The organism is Nocardia vinacea NBRC 16497, from assembly GCF_000308835.1.
In the GTDB taxonomy this organism is placed as follows: domain Bacteria; phylum Actinomycetota; class Actinomycetes; order Mycobacteriales; family Mycobacteriaceae; genus Nocardia; species Nocardia vinacea.
Genome location: NZ_BAGN01000001.1, coordinates 1 through 16,545, shown reverse-complemented (window position 1 = coordinate 16,545; position 16,545 = coordinate 1). Strand labels below are relative to the sequence as shown.

Below are 16,545 nucleotides of genomic sequence, written 5' to 3'. Positions count from 1 at the left end.
GGAACCGACCCCTTGCTGGACTCGATCCTGGAGATGGAAGCGAGTGTTGAGCGTGTCGATGAGTGGATACCGTTGCGCAAGATGGTGGACGTAGTCCGGAGCATTGTGGACCAGCGCGCTGCCCTGGGTGACCAGCGGAGGTATCGCGGCCGCAAGGAACCCGGTCAGCAAGCCGATCGCGACCACGAAAACCGCGGTCACGGCAGCCCATCGCGGAAACCATGGCCGAACCAACCACGACACAACAGGTTCCAAACCTATGGCCAGGAACAACGCGACGGTGATCAAGACCAGCACCTGACTCACGGCGATCACCGCTTGGATCGCGCCGTAGGTCACCGCCACTCCCGCCGCGCCTGCCATGCCGACCATGAACGGCGAACGCGGATCGAATCTTCGCCCGGGCTTGCCCAGCGGGTTCTGCGTTGTACTGGCCCGCGCCGCCGCCGCTTCCGCAGAAATGATCGGTCCATCTTCGTCGGTGGTGTGGGGTTGCGCGACCAGGTCCCTATGGCCCTGCTCAGCCTCGTCGGAGGTATGACGCTCCCTGGCTCGGCCTCGGTGGTTGTCTTCGTTCATGGCGGGGTCCGTTGGGTTGCGCGAATGCGGCGGAGGAATCCAATCCGCACCCTCCCCCGCCTACCCTAACGCCACTCGACCACCCTCGAACTGGGAAAATGAGCGATCAGAGGCCCAGCGTCAGCTACCGCCGACGGGGCAGGCGGGGCTACGCTGACAGCGCGGCGAAACCACACAACGGACACCCCTTGATAACCGATGTCGGGTGGGTTCCCGGGACGATGGCCCGGGCCGGACAGTCAGCATCGGGACCGCGCTCCCCACCTCACACACCGCCCGTCCCACCTCCGGCGGAGCTTCACCACCACTGATACGAGGCGCGCACCATGTCTGACAGAAACCCGTCCTCGAAGTCCACCGGTGCATCGGCGTCGTTCGACAACAAGTCCTCGGTCGCCGGCCGTGTGGTCCAGAACAATGTCTTCGAACGATTCGCCCGTGCAGGCTTCGTCGCGAGCGGCATCGTGCACCTGATCATCGGCTACATCGCCATCAGGATCGCCATCGGCAGCGCCGCCGGTGCCGCCGACCAATCCGGGGCCATGGCGGAACTGGCCGCCAAGCCGGGCGGCGTCGTCGCCCTGTGGGTGGGCGGCGTCGCGTTCCTGCTGATGGCGCTGTGGCGGCTCGCCGAATCGGCACTCGGCAGCGCCTCCAAGCCGGACGCCGACAGTAAGAAATCCGAAGCGATCGATCGCGTCAAGGCGGCCGGGCTGGCGGTGGTCTATTTCGCCTTCGCCGTCTCCGCGTTCGAATTCGCCCGCGGCAGTGGCAAGTCCAGCAGCGGCCAGAGCGCGGGGATCACCGCCCGCATGATGCAAACCACCGCCGGCACGATCGCGCTCATCGCGAGCGGGCTGATCATCATCGCGATCGGCGGCTACCACGTCTACAAAGGAGTGAGCCAGAACTTCCTCGAGGACCTCGAGGGCACCACCAGCGACCTCGTACGAAGATTGGGCACGGTCGGATACATCGCGAAAGGGCTGGCCATTGCCGCGGTCGGGTTGCTGGTGATCCTCGCAGTGAGTAAATCCGAGCCGGGCAAAGCCGCCGGACTCGACGGCGCCTTCAAAACCGTGGGAGCTCAACCCTACGGAGTGGCCCTCCTCGTAGCGTCCGGCCTGGGCATCATCACCTACGGCCTCTACAGCTTCGTTATGGCCCGGTACACCAAGATGTAGCCGGATACTGGTTTGCAATCTGCAGCGAAACCGATTCGGAGTCAGGCAGATCCGCGGGCACGATGCGATCGAGGATCACACGTCGGCGTATATGCCGCGGAGCATGCCGGTGGCCTGGCCGATCTCGATGAGGTAGCCGTCTGGGTCGCGGAGATAGCACCGGATCTCGGCTTTGCGGTCGAGTGGTTCGGTGAGGAATTGTCCCCCTTTGGATTTGGCGTCGGAGTAGAACGCGGCGATGTCGGCGACCCGCACATTCAAGAATGACGAGATCGGATCGCCTGGTTCAGGGGGAGCCAGAGTGATATCGGGCTTGTCCGGGGTCGGGCCGCCGCCCGGGTTCATGATGATCCAGCTGTTTGCGACCTTGACGATGGCCGGGTTCTCCGCCAGCACGACCCGGCCGCCGAAGATTTCGGCGTAGAAATCTCGGGAGCGAGCGACGTCGCGCACGGTCAGGAAATGCGTCACGAGCAGTCCCTGTTCGGGAGCAGGTAGGTCGTTCCGATTGGTCACGATTCCCTCCCCGGGTTCGGTGTTCGCTATTTCCGGTCCCACCGGTGCGGATCGCATTCGAGTGCCGCTCGGTCCCACTTGCCGTGTTCGGCGGCCGCTTGATAGGTGGTGTGCAGGAATTCCAGCAGGGTTCGTTCCGGATCCGCGGCGGTGCGTACCGCCTCGTAGGGCAGCAGAAACTGGCCGTTGTCGACGCTGTAGAAGGCGTCCCGAGGACCGACCGGATAGTCGGCGAAGCCGTCGGGTTCGGGATAGGCGTAGGCGTAAAAGGCGCCTTCGTCACCGCCACCCGGCCAGAAACCGCAACTACTCAACTCGCGGGAGTAGCCCTCCACCATCACCCAATCACCACAGTTGGGCGCTCCACCCGGATGCCTCGGCGCGGCGCGACCGGAGAACCTGGTACAGGCCAGATCCATGGCGCCCCAGAAGAAGTGCACCGGGCTCACCTTGCCGATGAAATACGAGCGAAACTCGCTCATTACTCGATGGGCCGCGACGAGTTGGCGCCAGAACAGATGCACGGCGTCGCGATCATAGGAAGCATGCTCGTAGTCGTCGGCGAACGGGATCGCAGGATCGACCTCGTTGGGCTTCGCCTGAATTTGCACCGCAATGCCGAGCTCGTCGAGCGCACCCATCGTTTCGGCATAGAAATCCGCGACCGGCTTGGGTTCGAGCGCGACCTGACGGGCGTCGCCATCACTGGCCCGTATGTGCAACCGATGCTCATCGAAGTCGAACTCGATGTCGAACACACCAGCCTCGTAAGGCATCGCGGAGGTGGTCAAACCCCGTGGGCTGACGTAGAGGGTGACCTGCCACCAGTGGTTGATCATCGGCGCATGGGCAAGCCGAATCTTGCCGATGATCTGGGTCCACATGTGCACTGTGTCGCGGGTAGCGGTCCACTCCTCGACCCGCAACCGCGGCCAGCGTTGCGACGACGCGGTCTCTGTAGGAGTCGTCCCGGCCATCAGACCTCCTTGGTCCGTCTGTCGGTTTCGGTGCCGGTCGCGGCGCGGATTCTGCAACCATGCCGTGGTGCCGCGCCTCGGCCCGGTGTCAGGCACTCAGGAAGGCGAGCACCAGCACCGGGCATAGCAGCCGGTATCTACCGGTGACGGGGCCGAAACGCCCCGTGCCACCGTCGGGCCCGACCATGTCATCAGAGACAGTTCAATGGCCCGTAGTGCCCTGGCCCTGGTTGGCAAGCACGAAGCCGCCTTCGCCGTTCCGGTCCAGCCCGGTGTCGAGGATCTTGTCGTCCAGAAAAGCGGCGGCCTGCTCGTCCAGGAAGACCCGAGCCCCTTCGGCGGTCACGACCTGGTCTTGCTCGTCTGGTCCAGCGGTGACTGCCATAAGCAGCGTCTCGGCGCCCTCGGTCGTGGAGATTCGCAGCCCGGCATCCGTCGGCGTGCCCTCCGCGGACGTAATGGTGCGAACGGCCTCGATCGCAGTGGGGGTAAGCAGCAACATCCGGCTAGTTCCTTCCGCTGTAGTGAAACTCCTCAATGGATGGGTTAGGTCTAGTTGAGATGCCCTTGCAGCATCCTCACAGTTCAAGGAGAAGATGTAAGGGGTGCTGGCGGATCGAACGCCCCCTGTCATCGTCGCAGATCGCGCGTTGCCCGGTCACAGATTCAGGCATGACCACCGTGCGCGTCAGCGTAGGCGGGCAAGGATAGTGGCGGCGACGCCAATGGTCTTGGCGCACACATCCCAATCGACGCCCGCCGGTATCCCCGGGACCGCGATCCCGAGGTAAAACGATCCGCCGGAAAACACCGCTACATGAACATCGCAGCTACCGTTGCGGCCGTCGGGACGGATGCTGGGCGCCAACACGGCGCGGTGGCCATCGATGGTTGTCTGCTGCTCGAGCGGAACACTAACTCTGCGCTGATCGAGGTCGCTCAGATCGCTGGTACTCGGTGCGAATCGGATATCGAAGCCGCCAGCACCAGAGGTTTGAACCGAGGACCAGGAACAGGCAGGCAGCGCTCGTGGGGGCATTTCGGCACTGGGTGTGGGTTGGAGTACCAGGCGAGCAATGTCGTCGGCATCGAGCACGCTGCACGGATGGTAGGTGAGATCGGCCATCGTCCATGGTCGCGGCGGTACCGGGGAGACAGGCGGGGTCGCGATACTCGACGACGACGTAGCCGCCGACTGTGCGTGGTTACCGGTCTCGCATCCGGCCACCACCATTGTGGCGGAAAGCACACCGACCATCCACCAGCTACGGGCACACGAAAAGCTCGGCATCGCTCATCCCTCCCGGCACCGATCCCACCAAACAATTCAGCAGCTGTCCAGATGGGGCAATTCTTTACAGCTACGGGTGCGGTGACCGACCGCCGTGAGTCATGGCAGGAGCGCTGGCCGCGACTACGCTCAGTGTGTCGCCCAGGAGAACGGGCGCGCGTCTTGTCGGGCATCGCCTCGATCGCTGCCTTCCAACATGATCCGATGCCGCGCCGGCAGCCGGTGAGACCGGCTCTCGATGGTTCTTTGCACTACACCTTCGGTTCGACACAGGAGCGGCTCGTGGTGACATTGGACCGGTTGGCGAACGTACTGGGTGGCTACGGGATCCGTTTGCGGTTGTGTTCGGTTCCCCGGTCCACCCAATTGCGCAGTGTGGTGATCCACGGGGCCGATCAGGACCCCGCGGAAGTGGGTGATGTGCTGCTGGGGATCGGGGCACGCTCGGTGTCGGAGGTAGTGGACTGGGCGATGTCGGCGCGGGCTGTTGTCGCGCTCATCCGTGCGGGTGAGCAGACTGCGGACGAGCCGGAGATCGAGGGGGTGGCGGTGCTGGTGGTCGATCCTGCGGTGGCCTGGAGTGAGGTTGCCGCGGTGGTCTACGGGTTGGTGCTGGAAGGCCGCGAGACCGAGGCCGGTCGCGGCCCGACCGATTTATTCGCCCTGGCCGACAGTCTGGCCGACGCGGTCGGGGGTGCGGTGACGATCGAGGACCGCCGGTCTCGGGTGCTGGCGTATTCGAGGCCGCAGCAGCACCTCGACCCCGCACGCGTCGAGACGATCCTGAGCCGGGAAATGCCGCAGTGGTTGCGGACCCTGTTCGATGCGCACGGTGTCTTCGCACATTTGGCGGTCTCGGATGCACCGTTGTTCGTTCCTGCGCAGGTAGAGCGTGGTTTGACTGGGCGGATGGTCGTGGCCGTGCGCGTGGGCCGGCAACTGCTCGGCTCGGTATGGGTGTCATGCCCGGCACCGTTGCAGGGGGCTCGACGGATCGCCTTGGCCGACGGCGCGCATACGGTGGCCCTGCACCTGTTGCGGTCGCGGGCCAGCGCGGACCTGGAACGTCAGGTGGAATCCGAACTGGTGATCAGTTTGCTGGAGGGCGCCGCGGACGCGGCGACGGTGGCCAGCAGGCTGGGGTTGGCGCCGGAGACTTTGCGGGCGATCGCGCTACGCGCGCGGATCGCCGACGAGCAGCACGCCGCGCTGCTGCAGGTCTTCGAACGAGCGACAACCGGTTTCGGCTGGTCCCGTTCGAGCCGCAGCGCCTTGGTCGGCGACACCATCTACACCGTGCTGCCCGCCGATCAGGCGGCGACGGCACGCCACTGGATAAGCGAGCTACAGGCGGCACTGCCAGTGCAGATGACGGTGCTGGCCGGCATCAGTGGTGTGGCCCGGGCCACAGAATTGGCGTTGGCGCGCCAAGAGGCCGACGAATGCCTGGCGCTGCACGAGACCCACTCATCAGGTGCTGCGCCCCCCGCCTACGACGAGTCGTGGGACGAAATCCTGCTGCAACGGTTGCGCACCGCCGGGCTTTCTGGACGCACCCCCGCACGGGGGCCGGTGTCGCAGTTGCGACACCACGACCGCACCAACTCCACCGAGTACGTGGCAACGCTGCGCGCCTGGTTGCAGGCCCAAGGCGACCCTGCTCGGGCGGGCGCGCAGCTCGGCGTGCACGAGAACACCGTCCGTAACCGGCTGCGCAAGATGGCGGAGGTGACCAACCTCGGCTTGGACGACCCCCGCAAACGACTCGCCATGATGATCGAACTCGCGGTCACCGACAACGACTGACTGTGCTGTGCCATCGCCACAAATCTCCACCCCTCGATTGTCGGGTCAGCGCAACTGATCGCCCCGACAACCACGCCATCATGGAGTTGACAAGAAAGCCGCAGGTAGCGCAGCTGAACGGAGTTGAACGGAATGAAGAACATGCGGGTATGCGAGGTCATGCAACGACCGATCATCGCCGTGCGGCACAACAACACGGCACGCGAGGCGGCGCTGATGCTCGCCGAACTGGGCTACGCGGCGTTGCCCGTTCTCGACCAGGACGATCGCCTCATCGGGGTGATCACCAGCGGTGACCTCTTGCGGGCCGGCGAACTCGACGACACGGCCAGTGCGGTGATGACCACACCGGCGGTCTCGGTCCCCGACAACGCGGCACTGGCCGAGGTCATGAGCAGGCTGGTAACGCACGGACTGCGCAGTCTGCCAGTCGTCGATGCCGACGGCCGGGTGACCGGCATGTTCAGCCGCGGCGACGTGTTGCGAATCATGCTCACCCCCGACGACGCCCTCGCGGCCGATGCGCAAAACCTCCTCGATCAATACACCGGCGCACGGCGTTGGCCTGTCACCGTCCACGAAGCCGACGCCACCATCTCCGGCCGGTTCGCCGACGAATCCGAACGGCGCATCGCCATCGCCCTCACCCGCACAGTGCCCGGCATCCGCACCGCGACCATCGCGACCACACCGGCCGCCGTGGCCGCAGCCGCGCACTGACCCGGCAACCGGGCAACAGCCCGAATCCAACCTTCGACGTAAGCGGCGCAGACGGACAAGCGCAGCCATCCATGTAAACGATCCTGGCCTTGTCAGCGAATATTCAGATGGCGTGGAGGTGGCAATACAAGAGGCCGCTGGCAGGGCTGCCCATCCCCTCCTTACTCGACCGCATCTCGAACCACATTCCAACCACCATTCCTGGAGATCCGGATGACCCACGCACCCCCCGTCTCACGCGCACGCCTCGCCGACCACCTACCCGCACTGCGAGCCGCACTGAGCCAGCAACGCCGCTTCCGCCTGCAGCAGCTGGCCGAACTCGAAGCCGAAATCGACCGCGGCACTGCACCCACCAACGCGGCTGATACGGCCAGACATGAGGTCACCATCAAGTTGGCCACGGCAGCACGACAAGCGTTGGCCGACGTCGATGAAACCCTCACGCTCATCACCACAGGCCGTTACGGCCGCTGCCGCGGCTGTCACACTGAAATACCGATCCACCTCCTGCAGACCATTCCCACTACACAGTGGTGCCTGAACTGCCGTCGGCAGCATCTCCCTCCCCCCGACGGTTCCCGCCCGATACGTGGACAGCTGCCTCGCACAGCCTCCCGAACACCGCGACGCGACCTGGCGGCCGAACGAGAAGTCCTCGCATGCCGGTGACACGACCGTCGACGCCGGTGGCGGCGATGAGCGCGTCGTAGCCGATGATCGAGGCGGGCGCTTTCACGACTGTTCTCCCCAAAAACCACTGCCGTACAGGGAAATCACGCACGACAAACCGAAAGGGGACCCATTCCGGGCGAACACCGACACCGCAGTCAACATCGAGACACGTCAACGCACGTCCAACATCCCAGTCGACAAAACCCGTTTACGAAAGAAGCCGCAGACCAGAGAAGTACTCTCTGACCTGCGGCTTGCACTACATCTGTGGGCGAAGGGGGACTTGAACCCCCACGTCCCGAAGGACACTGGCACCTGAAGCCAGCGCGTCTGCCATTCCGCCACTCGCCCGAGCGACTGGGAGACAGTATCACGTGGGTCGGCGAGACACGAAATCGCCTGTTGACGGCACTCGAGTGCGGTCCGGACAGGCGCGGGAACCCCGGCTGGCTTCCGGGAGTTACAGGTGTGGACGATCGTGGATATCATGCAATGAACGTGGTCGATACGCGACACGCCATATGCGCGTGTCGTTGTTATGAAGCAACACAGACGCGCACCGAAGGGAGGCCGAGATGGGCATCGTTTCTCGATTCGAGCGTCGCCTGCAAGGCGCCGTCGGTGACGTGTTCGCCAGAGCCTTCGGGGGCAGTGTCGTTCCCCAGGAGGTGGAAGCGGCACTCAAGCAGGAGGCCGCCGACAATATCCAGGATCTGGGTGGCGGACATCTGTTGGCGCCCAACAGTTATGTGATCACCATCAACACCTCTGATCACCAACAACTCGACGCCGACCACGACCTCACCACCCGCGCGTTCGCCAAACACCTTCAGGACTACATCCGCGAGCAAGGCTGGCAGACCTACGGCGAAGTACACGTGGCATTCGAGGCATCACCTACGCTGCACACCGGACAGTTCAGGGCGAGCGGTCGGGTCGATCCCGACATCGGCCGCAGAGCCACCCCGGCTCGCAGCCCCGAACCCACGCCACAACGACCTGCACACCCGCAACCAGGAGCTGGCCCCATGACGCAGAACTCAGGCTACGACCCAAGCCGTGAGCCCGCGGAGTCCGATCCACGCAACCGCGGGTACGCACCGCCGCCTGCGGGGCGGCCCGGGCCGCCGAACGGTGCGTACCGCGACGACTACGGCCGGGGCGGCGCGCCCTACGGCGGTGGCTCCGACTACCAGGCGCCGGACTCGCAGCAGGGTTACGGCGACTATCAGAACGGTTACGACTACCAGCAGGGTGGCCAGGGCTACGGTCAGCAGGCCTACCAGGAGCCCGGTTACGGTCAGCAGGGCTACGGCGAGCGCGGCGGCTACGGCCAGCAGCAGGGTGGCTACGCCGAGCAGGACTACGGCCAGCAGGCCTACCAGGAGCCCGGTTACGGTCAGCAGGGCTACGGCGAACAGGGCTATGGCCAGCAGGGCTACGGACAGCCCGGCTACGGCGAACAGGGCTACGCCGACCAGGGCGGTTACGGTCAGCAGCCGGCCTACGGCCAGCAGGGCTATGCGCAGTCCGGCTACGGCGAACAGGGTTACGCCGAACCGGGTTACGGCGAGCAGGGCTATGCCGCGCCCGAGGAGCAGGGCGGCTACGGCCAGGCCTACTCGCAACAGCCCGGCTACGGCGCCCAGGGCGGCGGCTACCAGGCCCCCGCGCCCGCGTATGGCGGTGGCGCACAAGCCGGTTCGGGGTATTCCGCGACGCTGCAGCTCGACGACGGCAGCGGCCGCACCTACCAGCTCCGCGAGGGCAGCAACATCATCGGCCGCGGGCAGGATGCGCACTTCCGACTGCCGGATACCGGAGTTTCCCGCAGGCACATCGAAGTTCGCTGGGACGGGCAGACCGCGATGCTCTCGGATCTGGGTTCGACCAACGGCACGCTCGTCAACGGCTCCCCGGTTCAGGACTGGCAGCTGGCCGACGGCGATGTTATCCGCGCCGGGCACTCCGAGATCCTGATCCGTATCGTCTGATCCCGTAAGCTCGCGGTGCAGGTCACGACATGGCGGACAGGGATTCTGCGGCCGTATCGTGATCGAACTCGACCCACGGCCCTATGATGCTGCCAACACACGCGCGTCGCCAGGACCGGGGCTCGCGAAACCAGCAGGCCGGTGGGGGCGAACTCGCACCTACGGCACCGACGTACACGGTCGAACAGGAGGTGGAGCGCCGTGCAGGGACTGATCCTGCAATTGACCCGTGCGGGGTTCCTGCTGCTGTTGTGGTTATTCGTGTGGGCGGTATTGCGCACCCTGCGCAGCGACATCTACGCGGCATCCGGCATCCGGATCCAGCCCAGGGCCGCACGCGGTTCCACGGTGCTGCCGTCTTTCAGCCGAGGCCAGAAGGGCGCCAAATTTCTTGTGGTGACTCAAGGTTCACTTGCCGGCACTCGCATCTCGCTCGGCACCCAACCGGTGCTGATCGGGCGTGCGGACGACTCAACGCTGGTACTCACCGATGATTACGCCTCGACCAGACATGCGCGGCTTTCGCCGCGCGGTGACGACTGGTACGTCGAAGACCTCGGATCGACGAACGGCACCTACCTCGACCGCGCGAAAGTCACCACCGCAGTCCGAGTTCCACTCGGAACCCCCGTCCGTGTCGGCAAAACAGTGATCGAGCTGCGATCGTGACACTTGTTCTCCGCTACGCAGCGCGCAGCGACCGCGGTCTTGTCCGAGGCAACAACGAGGACTCCGTCTATGCGGGCGCACGGCTGCTCGCACTAGCCGACGGTATGGGCGGCCACGCCGCAGGCGAGGTGGCATCGCAGTTGATGATCGCCGCGCTAGCCCATCTCGACGACGACGAGCCCGGCGACGATCTGCTCGGCAAGCTCAATACGGCCGTCCACGAGGGCAATGCCGCCATTGCCGATCACGTCGAGGAAGAGCCCGAACTCGACGGCATGGGCACCACGCTCACCGCAATCCTGTTCGCGGGCAAGAAGCTCGGCCTGGTCCACATCGGTGACTCGCGCGCCTATCTGCTGCGCGGCGGCGAGCTGGCCCAGATCACCCGCGACGACACCTTCGTCCAGTCGCTGGTCGACGAAGGCCGGATCACTGCCGAGCAGGCGCATACCCATCCGCAGCGCTCGCTGATCATGCGCGCCCTCACCGGCAACGAGATCGAGCCGACGCTGATCATGCGCGAGGCCCGTGCCGGCGATCGCTATCTGCTCTGCTCCGACGGACTCTCCGATGTGGTCAGCGATGAGACCATCGCCAACACCATGCGCGAGGGCAGCACCGACGAATGTGCCGATCGTCTCATCGAACTCGCCTTGCGCAGCGGCGGCCCGGACAACGTCACCGTGGTCGTCGCCGATGTCATCGATCTGGACTACGGGCAGAGCCATCCGATCGTCGCGGGCGCGGCATCGGGTCAGGACGAGGACAGCCCGCCGCCGAATACCGCTGCCGGCCGAGCCGCCGCGATGCGGCCGCCGCGGGCCGAACCGCGCCGAGCCGCCGCCACACCGGAGACGCCGCCGCAGAGCAAATCGCACAGGTTGCGCTGGATCCTGCTCGCGGTCGCCCTGGTGCTGGCCGCGGCGGTCGGATTGCTGGTCGGCTACAACATGATTCGCAGCAACTACTACGTCGGCGCGGATAGCGACCAGGTCGTCATCATGCGCGGGCTGCCGGGTTCGGTGCTGGGTTATTCGATCCACGAGGTCGAGACGATCGGCTGTGTCGACCCGACCGGCGCCCTCACCCTGAAGCAGCCGGACGAGACGCTGCCGCCGAAGTGCAAGGCGCTCAAGGTTTCCGATCTCAAGCAGACCGGACACGATCAGGTGGACAAGGGACTGCCGCCGGGTTCGCTGGACGAGGCGCGCAAGCAGATGCAGATGCTGGCGCGCAACGAGCTGCTGCCCGTCTGCCCGACGAAGGAATCGGTGCCGCAGCCGGGCGTCGTGCCGCCGAGCGAGCCGCCCACGCAGCCCGGGGTCCCCGCGCCGACGACGGTCGCGCCGACCACCGAGAACCGGCCGCCCGCGCCCGAACCACAGCCGGGTGAAACCAAGACCCCGGACGCCAAGACCCCGACGGCGACGACGTCGCCGAACCCCCAGACGGCGGGGGAACCTTGCCGGGTGACGGACTGATGTCCGCTCCGGCACCGCCGTCCGCTGGGGCCTTCCCCAGTCCACCCGGCGGATTCGCGCCAGCGCCGCCACCGTCGACGAAGCGCAATGCCGAACTCGTATTGCTCGCGGGTGCGACGGGCATCGTCACCGTCTCACTGTTTCTGGTCGAGGCGAGTCAGGAACAATCGGTCACCTGGGATATCGCCAAGTACGGTCTCGCCTATCTGGCCCTGTTCGCGGTGGCGCATCTCGCGGTGCGCCGCTTCGCACCGTTCGCCGATCCACTGCTGTTACCGATCGCCGCGCTACTCAACGGACTCGGCCTGGTGCTGATCCATCGGCTCGATCTCGCCGATGCGCAGACCGCCGCTTACAACTCGTGGCCGATCCCCTCCCCCGATGCCAATCAACAGATCCTGTGGACGGGTCTGGGGATGATCATCTTCATCGCGATCCTGGTCGTGCTGAGCGATTACCGCACGCTGGCCAAATACGGCTACACCTTAGGCCTGGCAGGCCTTGTCGCGCTGGCGATTCCGGCACTGCTACCCGGGGCGTATTCGGAGACCAACGGCTCCAAGATCTGGATCAGGCTGCCCGGATTGAGTGTGCAGCCGGGTGAATTCGCGAAGATCCTGCTGATCATCTTCTTCGCATCGGTGCTGGTCGCCAAGCGCGATCTGTTCACCGCGGCCGGTCGGCATTTCCTCGGCATGGAGTTCCCGCGCGCCCGCGACCTCGGACCGATTCTGGTGGTCTGGATCGTCTGCATCGGCGTGCTGGTCTTCGAAAAGGACCTCGGCACTTCGCTGTTGATCTTCAGCACGGTGCTGGTGATGCTCTACATCGCGACCGAGCGGGTCGGCTGGCTCGTCATCGGTGGCGCGCTGCTGACCATCGGATTCTTCTTCGCCTACCAGGCCTTCAGCCATGTCCGGGTGCGTACCCAGACCTGGCTGCACCCGTTCGCGGATTACAACAACACCGGCTACCAGATCTCGCAGTCGCTGTTCGGCCTGGCCACCGGCGGATTGGCGGGCACCGGCCTCGGCAGCGGGCGGCCCTCGCAGGTGCCCTTCGCCAAAACCGACTTCATCATCACCACCATCGGCGAGGAACTCGGCCTGTTCGGACTGGCCGCAGTGCTGCTGCTGTTCCTGGTGTTCGTGGTGCGCGGTCTGCGGACCGCGCTCGCCGTGCGCGACAGCTTCGGCAAGCTGCTGGCCGCCGGGTTGTCGTTCACCATCGCGATCCAGCTGTTCGTGGTGGTCGGCGGTGTCACCAAGCTGATTCCGCTGACCGGTCTCACCACACCGTTCATGTCCTACGGCGGTTCGTCGCTGCTGGCCAACTACGCGCTGCTGGCATTGCTGATCAAGGTCTCCGACGCGGCACGCGCCCCGGCGCCGGTGCGCAAGAAGGATCCGGTAGCCCCGATCTCGGATGCGACCACCGAGCTTCTGCGCAAACCGGAAGCGAGGCCGCAGGAATGAATACGCCGCTACGACGGGTCGCGGTCGCGGTGATGCTCATGATCGTCGCCCTGCTGCTCAACGCCACCTATGTGCAGGTGATCAAGGCCGACGACTACCGCACCGATCCACGAAACTCACGCGTGCTGCTCGACGAATACGCCCGCCAGCGCGGACAGATCTCCGCGGGCGGCACCGTGCTGGCCAGTTCGGTCGCCACCGACGACCGCTACAAGTACCTGCGCACCTACCCCACCGATCCGGAGGCGTACGCACCGGCCACCGGCTTCTACTCGATGCAGTACGGCAGCACGGGGCTGGAGCGCGCCGAGGATACGGTGCTCAACGGTTCGGACAATTCGCTGTTCGGCCGCCGCCTGATCGATATGATCTCCGGACGTGATCCGCGCGGCGGCAATGTGCTCACCACGCTGGATCCGATGATGCAGCAGGTCGCCTACGAACAGCTGACCGCCAAGGGCTACACCGGTTCCGTGGTGGCGATCGAGCCGAGTACAGGCAAGATTCTCACCATGGTGTCCACCCCCAGCTACGACCCGAATCTGTTGTCCGGGCACGATGGCGCCCAAGGCACCAAGTCTTGGGAAGAGCTGAGTGCGGACCAGCGCCAACCCATGTTGAATCGTGCTGTGTCGCAGACCTATCCGCCGGGCTCCACCTTCAAGGTGGTCGTCACCGCCGCCGCGTTGGCCAACGGCACCGCAACCCCGGACGACCAGTTCACCGCCGCGCCGAACATCACATTGCCGGGGACGAACACGACGCTGGAGAACTACAACGGCAGCACCTGCGGCAGCGGCCCCACCGCAACGCTCACCGAGGCGTTCCGCAGATCCTGCAATACCGCATTCGTCGAACTCGGTCTCAAGGTCGGCTCCTCGAACCTCAAGGACGAGGCCGCCGCATTCGGCATCGGCCAGCACCGCGGCATCCCGATTCCGGTGGCGGAGAGCACCGTCGGCACGATTCCGGACAATGCCGCACTGGCCCAGAGCAGCATCGGCCAGCGCGATGTCGCGCTCACCCCACTGGACAACGCGGTCATCGCCGCGACCGTCGCCAACGGCGGCGTCCGCATGGAGCCGTACCTGGTCGATCAACTGCAGGGACCCGATCTGAGCGAGCTCTCGAAAAATAAACCGGTCTCGGTCGGCCAAGCTGTCAGCGCCCAGGTAGCGTCGACGCTGACCAACCTGATGATCGCGTCGGAGGACAACACCGTCGGACACGGCCAGACCCGGTATCAAATCGCCTCTAAGACCGGAACCGCCGAACACGGAAGCAATCCGCGCAATACGCCACCACACGCCTGGTACATCGCCTTCGCGCCCGCGCAGAACCCCAAGATCGCCATCGCGGTGATCGTGGAGAACGGCGGCGACCGGGCGTTGGCCGCCACAGGTGGCTCGGTGGCCGCGCCGATTGCCCGCGCGGTGTTGGACGCCGGTTTGCGAGGGCGCTGAGAGATATGAACGTGCGAGTGGATGTACGGGGGCCGGGATGCTGAACAACGGCGCGATGATTGCCGACCGATATCGGCTGCAACGCCTGATCGCCACGGGCGGTATGGGTCAGGTATGGGAGGCACTCGACACCCGGCTGGACCGCCGGGTCGCGGTGAAGGTGCTCAAATCCGAGTTCTCCGCCGACCCGACCTTCCGGCACCGGTTCCGCAGTGAGGCCAAGACCACGGCCCAGCTGAATCACCCGGGTATCGCCGGAATCTACGACTACGGCGAGACCATGGATCCCAGCGGCGGGGAAACCGCTTATCTGGTCATGGAATTGGTGCAGGGTGAACCGCTCAACACGGTGCTGAACCGGCTCGGTCGGCTTTCGGTGGTCCAGGGTCTGGACATGCTGGAGCAGACCGGTCGCGCACTCGAGGTCGCGCACGCTGCCGGCGTCGTGCACCGTGACGTCAAGCCGGGCAATATCCTCGTCACGCCGACCGGTCAGGTGAAGATCACCGACTTCGGCATCGCCAAGGCCGTCGACGCCTCCCCGGTCACCAAGACCGGCATGGTGATGGGCACCGCCCAGTACATCGCGCCCGAGCAGGCGGTCGGCGAGGACGCGACCGCGGCCAGTGATGTGTACGCACTCGGTGTAGTCGGCTACGAGGCATTGGCCGGGCAGCGACCGTTCAGCGGCGACGGCGCGATCACCGTCGCGATGAAACATGTGCGCGAGGCACCGCCGCCGATGCCATCCGATCTGCCGCCCAATGTGCGCGAGCTGATCGAGATCACCATGGGCAAGGATCCGACCCTGCGCTATGCCAGCGGCGGCGAATTCGCCGACGCCGTCGCCGCCGTGCGCGCCGGACGCCGCCCACCACCGCCGGTCACCACCGCAGGACCGACAGCGACCGGTGCGACCCGGGTGCTGCCGCCCGGCCCGACCGTGATTCTGCCGTCGCATGACCACGATGGCCCGACGGTCCGGTACAACACCCCGACCCCCATGGGGGTCGGGGGCGCAGCTTCGACGAGACAAACGCCCGCCGGCGCCCCCAGGACCGTGATGAGTTCCGGCGCCACCCGCACCAACCCCGGGCCCGGTCCGGAGACCTCGAAGTTCACCACCGGCCAGAAGGCCGGCGCGGCCGTGGCCGTCGGCGCGGTGCTGCTCGTCGGACTCGTTTTGTGGCTGCTCTTCGGCGGCGATACCAATCCGGATACCGTGCGCCCGGTCACCACCACCACGAAGGTCGCGCCGCCGCCGGTCACCACGCCGCCGCCGACGACAACCGAGGCGCCGACGACCGAGGTCACCACGACCAGACCGGCCCCGCCACCGCCGCCGACAACGGAACCGACAACGACAACGCAGCCGCCGACCACAACGCCGAGTACCACAGCGCCGAGTACGACGAAGTCGTCGAAGACGACGAGTCCGTCCACCACTACAAGAGGCTCGTGGTTCCCTACGCTCGATTTACCATTTCCGGATAGTCCCGGTGCCCGAGGACCCTCGGCCACTCCAGGCGCTGCTACTCCGCAAGGACAACCATGACGACCCCGAAGAATCTCTCCTCCCGCTACGAGCTGGGTGAGATCATCGGGTTCGGCGGCATGTCCGAAGTTCACAAGGCGCGCGATCTACGGCTCAGCAGGGACGTCGCGATCAAGGTGTTGCGTGCCGACCTGGCCCGCGACCCGACGTTCTACCTGCG

Annotated in this window: 15 protein-coding genes and 1 tRNA gene; 10 read left to right on the top strand and 6 right to left on the bottom strand. The window is 65.6% G+C overall.

All coding sequences use genetic code 11. The features are described 5' to 3' along the window. The coding region (locus ON44_RS00080) for an AI-2E family transporter (protein WP_157186996.1) at positions 1 to 579 on the bottom strand (579 nt) is incomplete at its 3' end. A gap of 326 nt (positions 580 to 905) precedes the next feature. Between ON44_RS00080 and ON44_RS00075 the strand changes: the two genes are divergently transcribed. Next, complete coding sequence (locus ON44_RS00075; protein WP_040685668.1) at positions 906 to 1,763, top strand: DUF1206 domain-containing protein; 858 nt, start codon at positions 906 to 908, stop codon at positions 1,761 to 1,763. A gap of 75 nt (positions 1,764 to 1,838) precedes the next feature. Here ON44_RS00075 and ON44_RS00070 read toward each other — a convergent pair whose 3' ends face one another. The 4 genes from ON44_RS00070 to ON44_RS53875 all read right to left on the bottom strand — a co-directional run bounded on the left by ON44_RS00070 (position 1,839) and on the right by ON44_RS53875 (position 4,490). After that, positions 1,839 to 2,279 (bottom strand): VOC family protein, encoded by a 441-nt coding sequence (locus tag ON44_RS00070; RefSeq protein ID WP_040685671.1) that lies wholly within the window; start codon positions 2,277 to 2,279, stop codon positions 1,839 to 1,841. 26 nt (positions 2,280 to 2,305) lie between these two features. After that, on the bottom strand, positions 2,306 to 3,256 hold the full coding sequence (locus tag ON44_RS00065; protein WP_040685667.1) for a DUF5996 family protein: 951 nt from the start codon (positions 3,254 to 3,256) through the stop codon (positions 2,306 to 2,308). 202 nt (positions 3,257 to 3,458) lie between these two features. Continuing rightward, entirely contained in the window at positions 3,459 to 3,758 is a 300-nt protein-coding gene (locus tag ON44_RS00060; RefSeq protein ID WP_040685666.1) for a hypothetical protein, read from the bottom strand. 186 nt (positions 3,759 to 3,944) lie between these two features. Next, a complete protein-coding gene (locus tag ON44_RS53875; RefSeq protein WP_373283111.1) occupies positions 3,945 to 4,490 on the bottom strand; it encodes a DUF3558 family protein in 546 nt (181 codons plus the stop codon). A 339-nt stretch (positions 4,491 to 4,829) separates the two neighbouring features. Here ON44_RS53875 and ON44_RS00050 point away from each other — a divergent pair, with 339 nt between their 5' ends. From ON44_RS00050 to ON44_RS49775, 3 genes are all read left to right on the top strand, one after another. After that, a complete protein-coding gene (locus tag ON44_RS00050) occupies positions 4,830 to 6,353 on the top strand; it encodes a PucR family transcriptional regulator (RefSeq protein WP_040685670.1) in 1,524 nt (507 codons plus the stop codon). A gap of 132 nt (positions 6,354 to 6,485) precedes the next feature. Beyond that, positions 6,486 to 7,073, top strand: coding sequence for a CBS domain-containing protein (locus tag ON44_RS00045; RefSeq protein WP_040685664.1), 588 nt, complete (start codon positions 6,486 to 6,488; stop codon positions 7,071 to 7,073). 213 nt (positions 7,074 to 7,286) lie between these two features. After that, positions 7,287 to 7,745: a TraR/DksA family transcriptional regulator gene (locus tag ON44_RS49775; RefSeq protein WP_157186995.1), complete on the top strand. Its 459-nt coding sequence runs from the start codon at positions 7,287 to 7,289 to the stop codon at positions 7,743 to 7,745. A 271-nt stretch (positions 7,746 to 8,016) separates the two neighbouring features. Here the strand turns inward: ON44_RS49775 and ON44_RS00035 are convergent. Continuing rightward, positions 8,017 to 8,099, bottom strand: a tRNA-Leu gene (locus tag ON44_RS00035). A 224-nt stretch (positions 8,100 to 8,323) separates the two neighbouring features. Here ON44_RS00035 and ON44_RS00030 point away from each other — a divergent pair. From ON44_RS00030 to ON44_RS00005, 6 genes are all read left to right on the top strand, one after another. Then, positions 8,324 to 9,742 carry an FHA domain-containing protein gene (locus ON44_RS00030; protein ID WP_040685662.1) on the top strand — a complete coding sequence of 473 codons (1,419 nt, stop codon included), beginning with the start codon at positions 8,324 to 8,326 and terminating at the stop codon, positions 9,740 to 9,742. 201 nt (positions 9,743 to 9,943) lie between these two features. After that, positions 9,944 to 10,411 (top strand): FHA domain-containing protein FhaB/FipA, encoded by a 468-nt coding sequence (locus tag ON44_RS00025; RefSeq protein WP_040685661.1) that lies wholly within the window; start codon positions 9,944 to 9,946, stop codon positions 10,409 to 10,411. After that, positions 10,408 to 11,892: a PP2C family protein-serine/threonine phosphatase gene (locus ON44_RS00020; RefSeq protein WP_040685660.1), complete on the top strand. Its 1,485-nt coding sequence runs from the start codon at positions 10,408 to 10,410 to the stop codon at positions 11,890 to 11,892. Before ON44_RS00025 ends, ON44_RS00020 begins: the two co-directional genes overlap by 4 nt. Continuing rightward, positions 11,892 to 13,367 carry an FtsW/RodA/SpoVE family cell cycle protein gene (locus ON44_RS00015; RefSeq protein WP_040685669.1) on the top strand — a complete coding sequence of 492 codons (1,476 nt, stop codon included), beginning with the start codon at positions 11,892 to 11,894 and terminating at the stop codon, positions 13,365 to 13,367. The genes ON44_RS00020 and ON44_RS00015 overlap by 1 nt, the downstream gene beginning before the upstream one ends. Continuing rightward, the gene (locus ON44_RS00010; protein ID WP_040685659.1) at positions 13,364 to 14,830 is read left to right on the top strand and encodes a peptidoglycan D,D-transpeptidase FtsI family protein; all 1,467 of its coding nucleotides are present in this window, start codon (positions 13,364 to 13,366) and stop codon (positions 14,828 to 14,830) included. The genes ON44_RS00015 and ON44_RS00010 overlap by 4 nt, the downstream gene beginning before the upstream one ends. Before the next feature lie 37 nt (positions 14,831 to 14,867). Next, a complete protein-coding gene (locus ON44_RS00005) occupies positions 14,868 to 16,385 on the top strand; it encodes a protein kinase domain-containing protein (protein WP_040685658.1) in 1,518 nt (505 codons plus the stop codon). Positions 16,386 to 16,545 lie beyond the last annotated feature (160 nt).

Coding starts and splice junctions, on each gene's coding strand:
- ON44_RS00075 (WP_040685668.1), top strand. CDS start 906: ATGTCTGACAGAAACCCGTCCTCGAAGTCCACCGGTGCATCGGCGTCG.
- ON44_RS00065 (WP_040685667.1), bottom strand. CDS start 3,256: ATGGCCGGGACGACTCCTACAGAGACCGCGTCGTCGCAACGCTGGCCG.
- ON44_RS00060 (WP_040685666.1), bottom strand. CDS start 3,758: ATGTTGCTGCTTACCCCCACTGCGATCGAGGCCGTTCGCACCATTACG.
- ON44_RS53875 (WP_373283111.1), bottom strand. CDS start 4,490: ATGGTGGTGGCCGGATGCGAGACCGGTAACCACGCACAGTCGGCGGCT.
- ON44_RS00045 (WP_040685664.1), top strand. CDS start 6,486: ATGAAGAACATGCGGGTATGCGAGGTCATGCAACGACCGATCATCGCC.
- ON44_RS49775 (WP_157186995.1), top strand. CDS start 7,287: ATGACCCACGCACCCCCCGTCTCACGCGCACGCCTCGCCGACCACCTA.
- ON44_RS00030 (WP_040685662.1), top strand. CDS start 8,324: ATGGGCATCGTTTCTCGATTCGAGCGTCGCCTGCAAGGCGCCGTCGGT.
- ON44_RS00015 (WP_040685669.1), top strand. CDS start 11,892: ATGTCCGCTCCGGCACCGCCGTCCGCTGGGGCCTTCCCCAGTCCACCC.
- ON44_RS00010 (WP_040685659.1), top strand. CDS start 13,364: ATGAATACGCCGCTACGACGGGTCGCGGTCGCGGTGATGCTCATGATC.
- ON44_RS00005 (WP_040685658.1), top strand. CDS start 14,868: ATGCTGAACAACGGCGCGATGATTGCCGACCGATATCGGCTGCAACGC.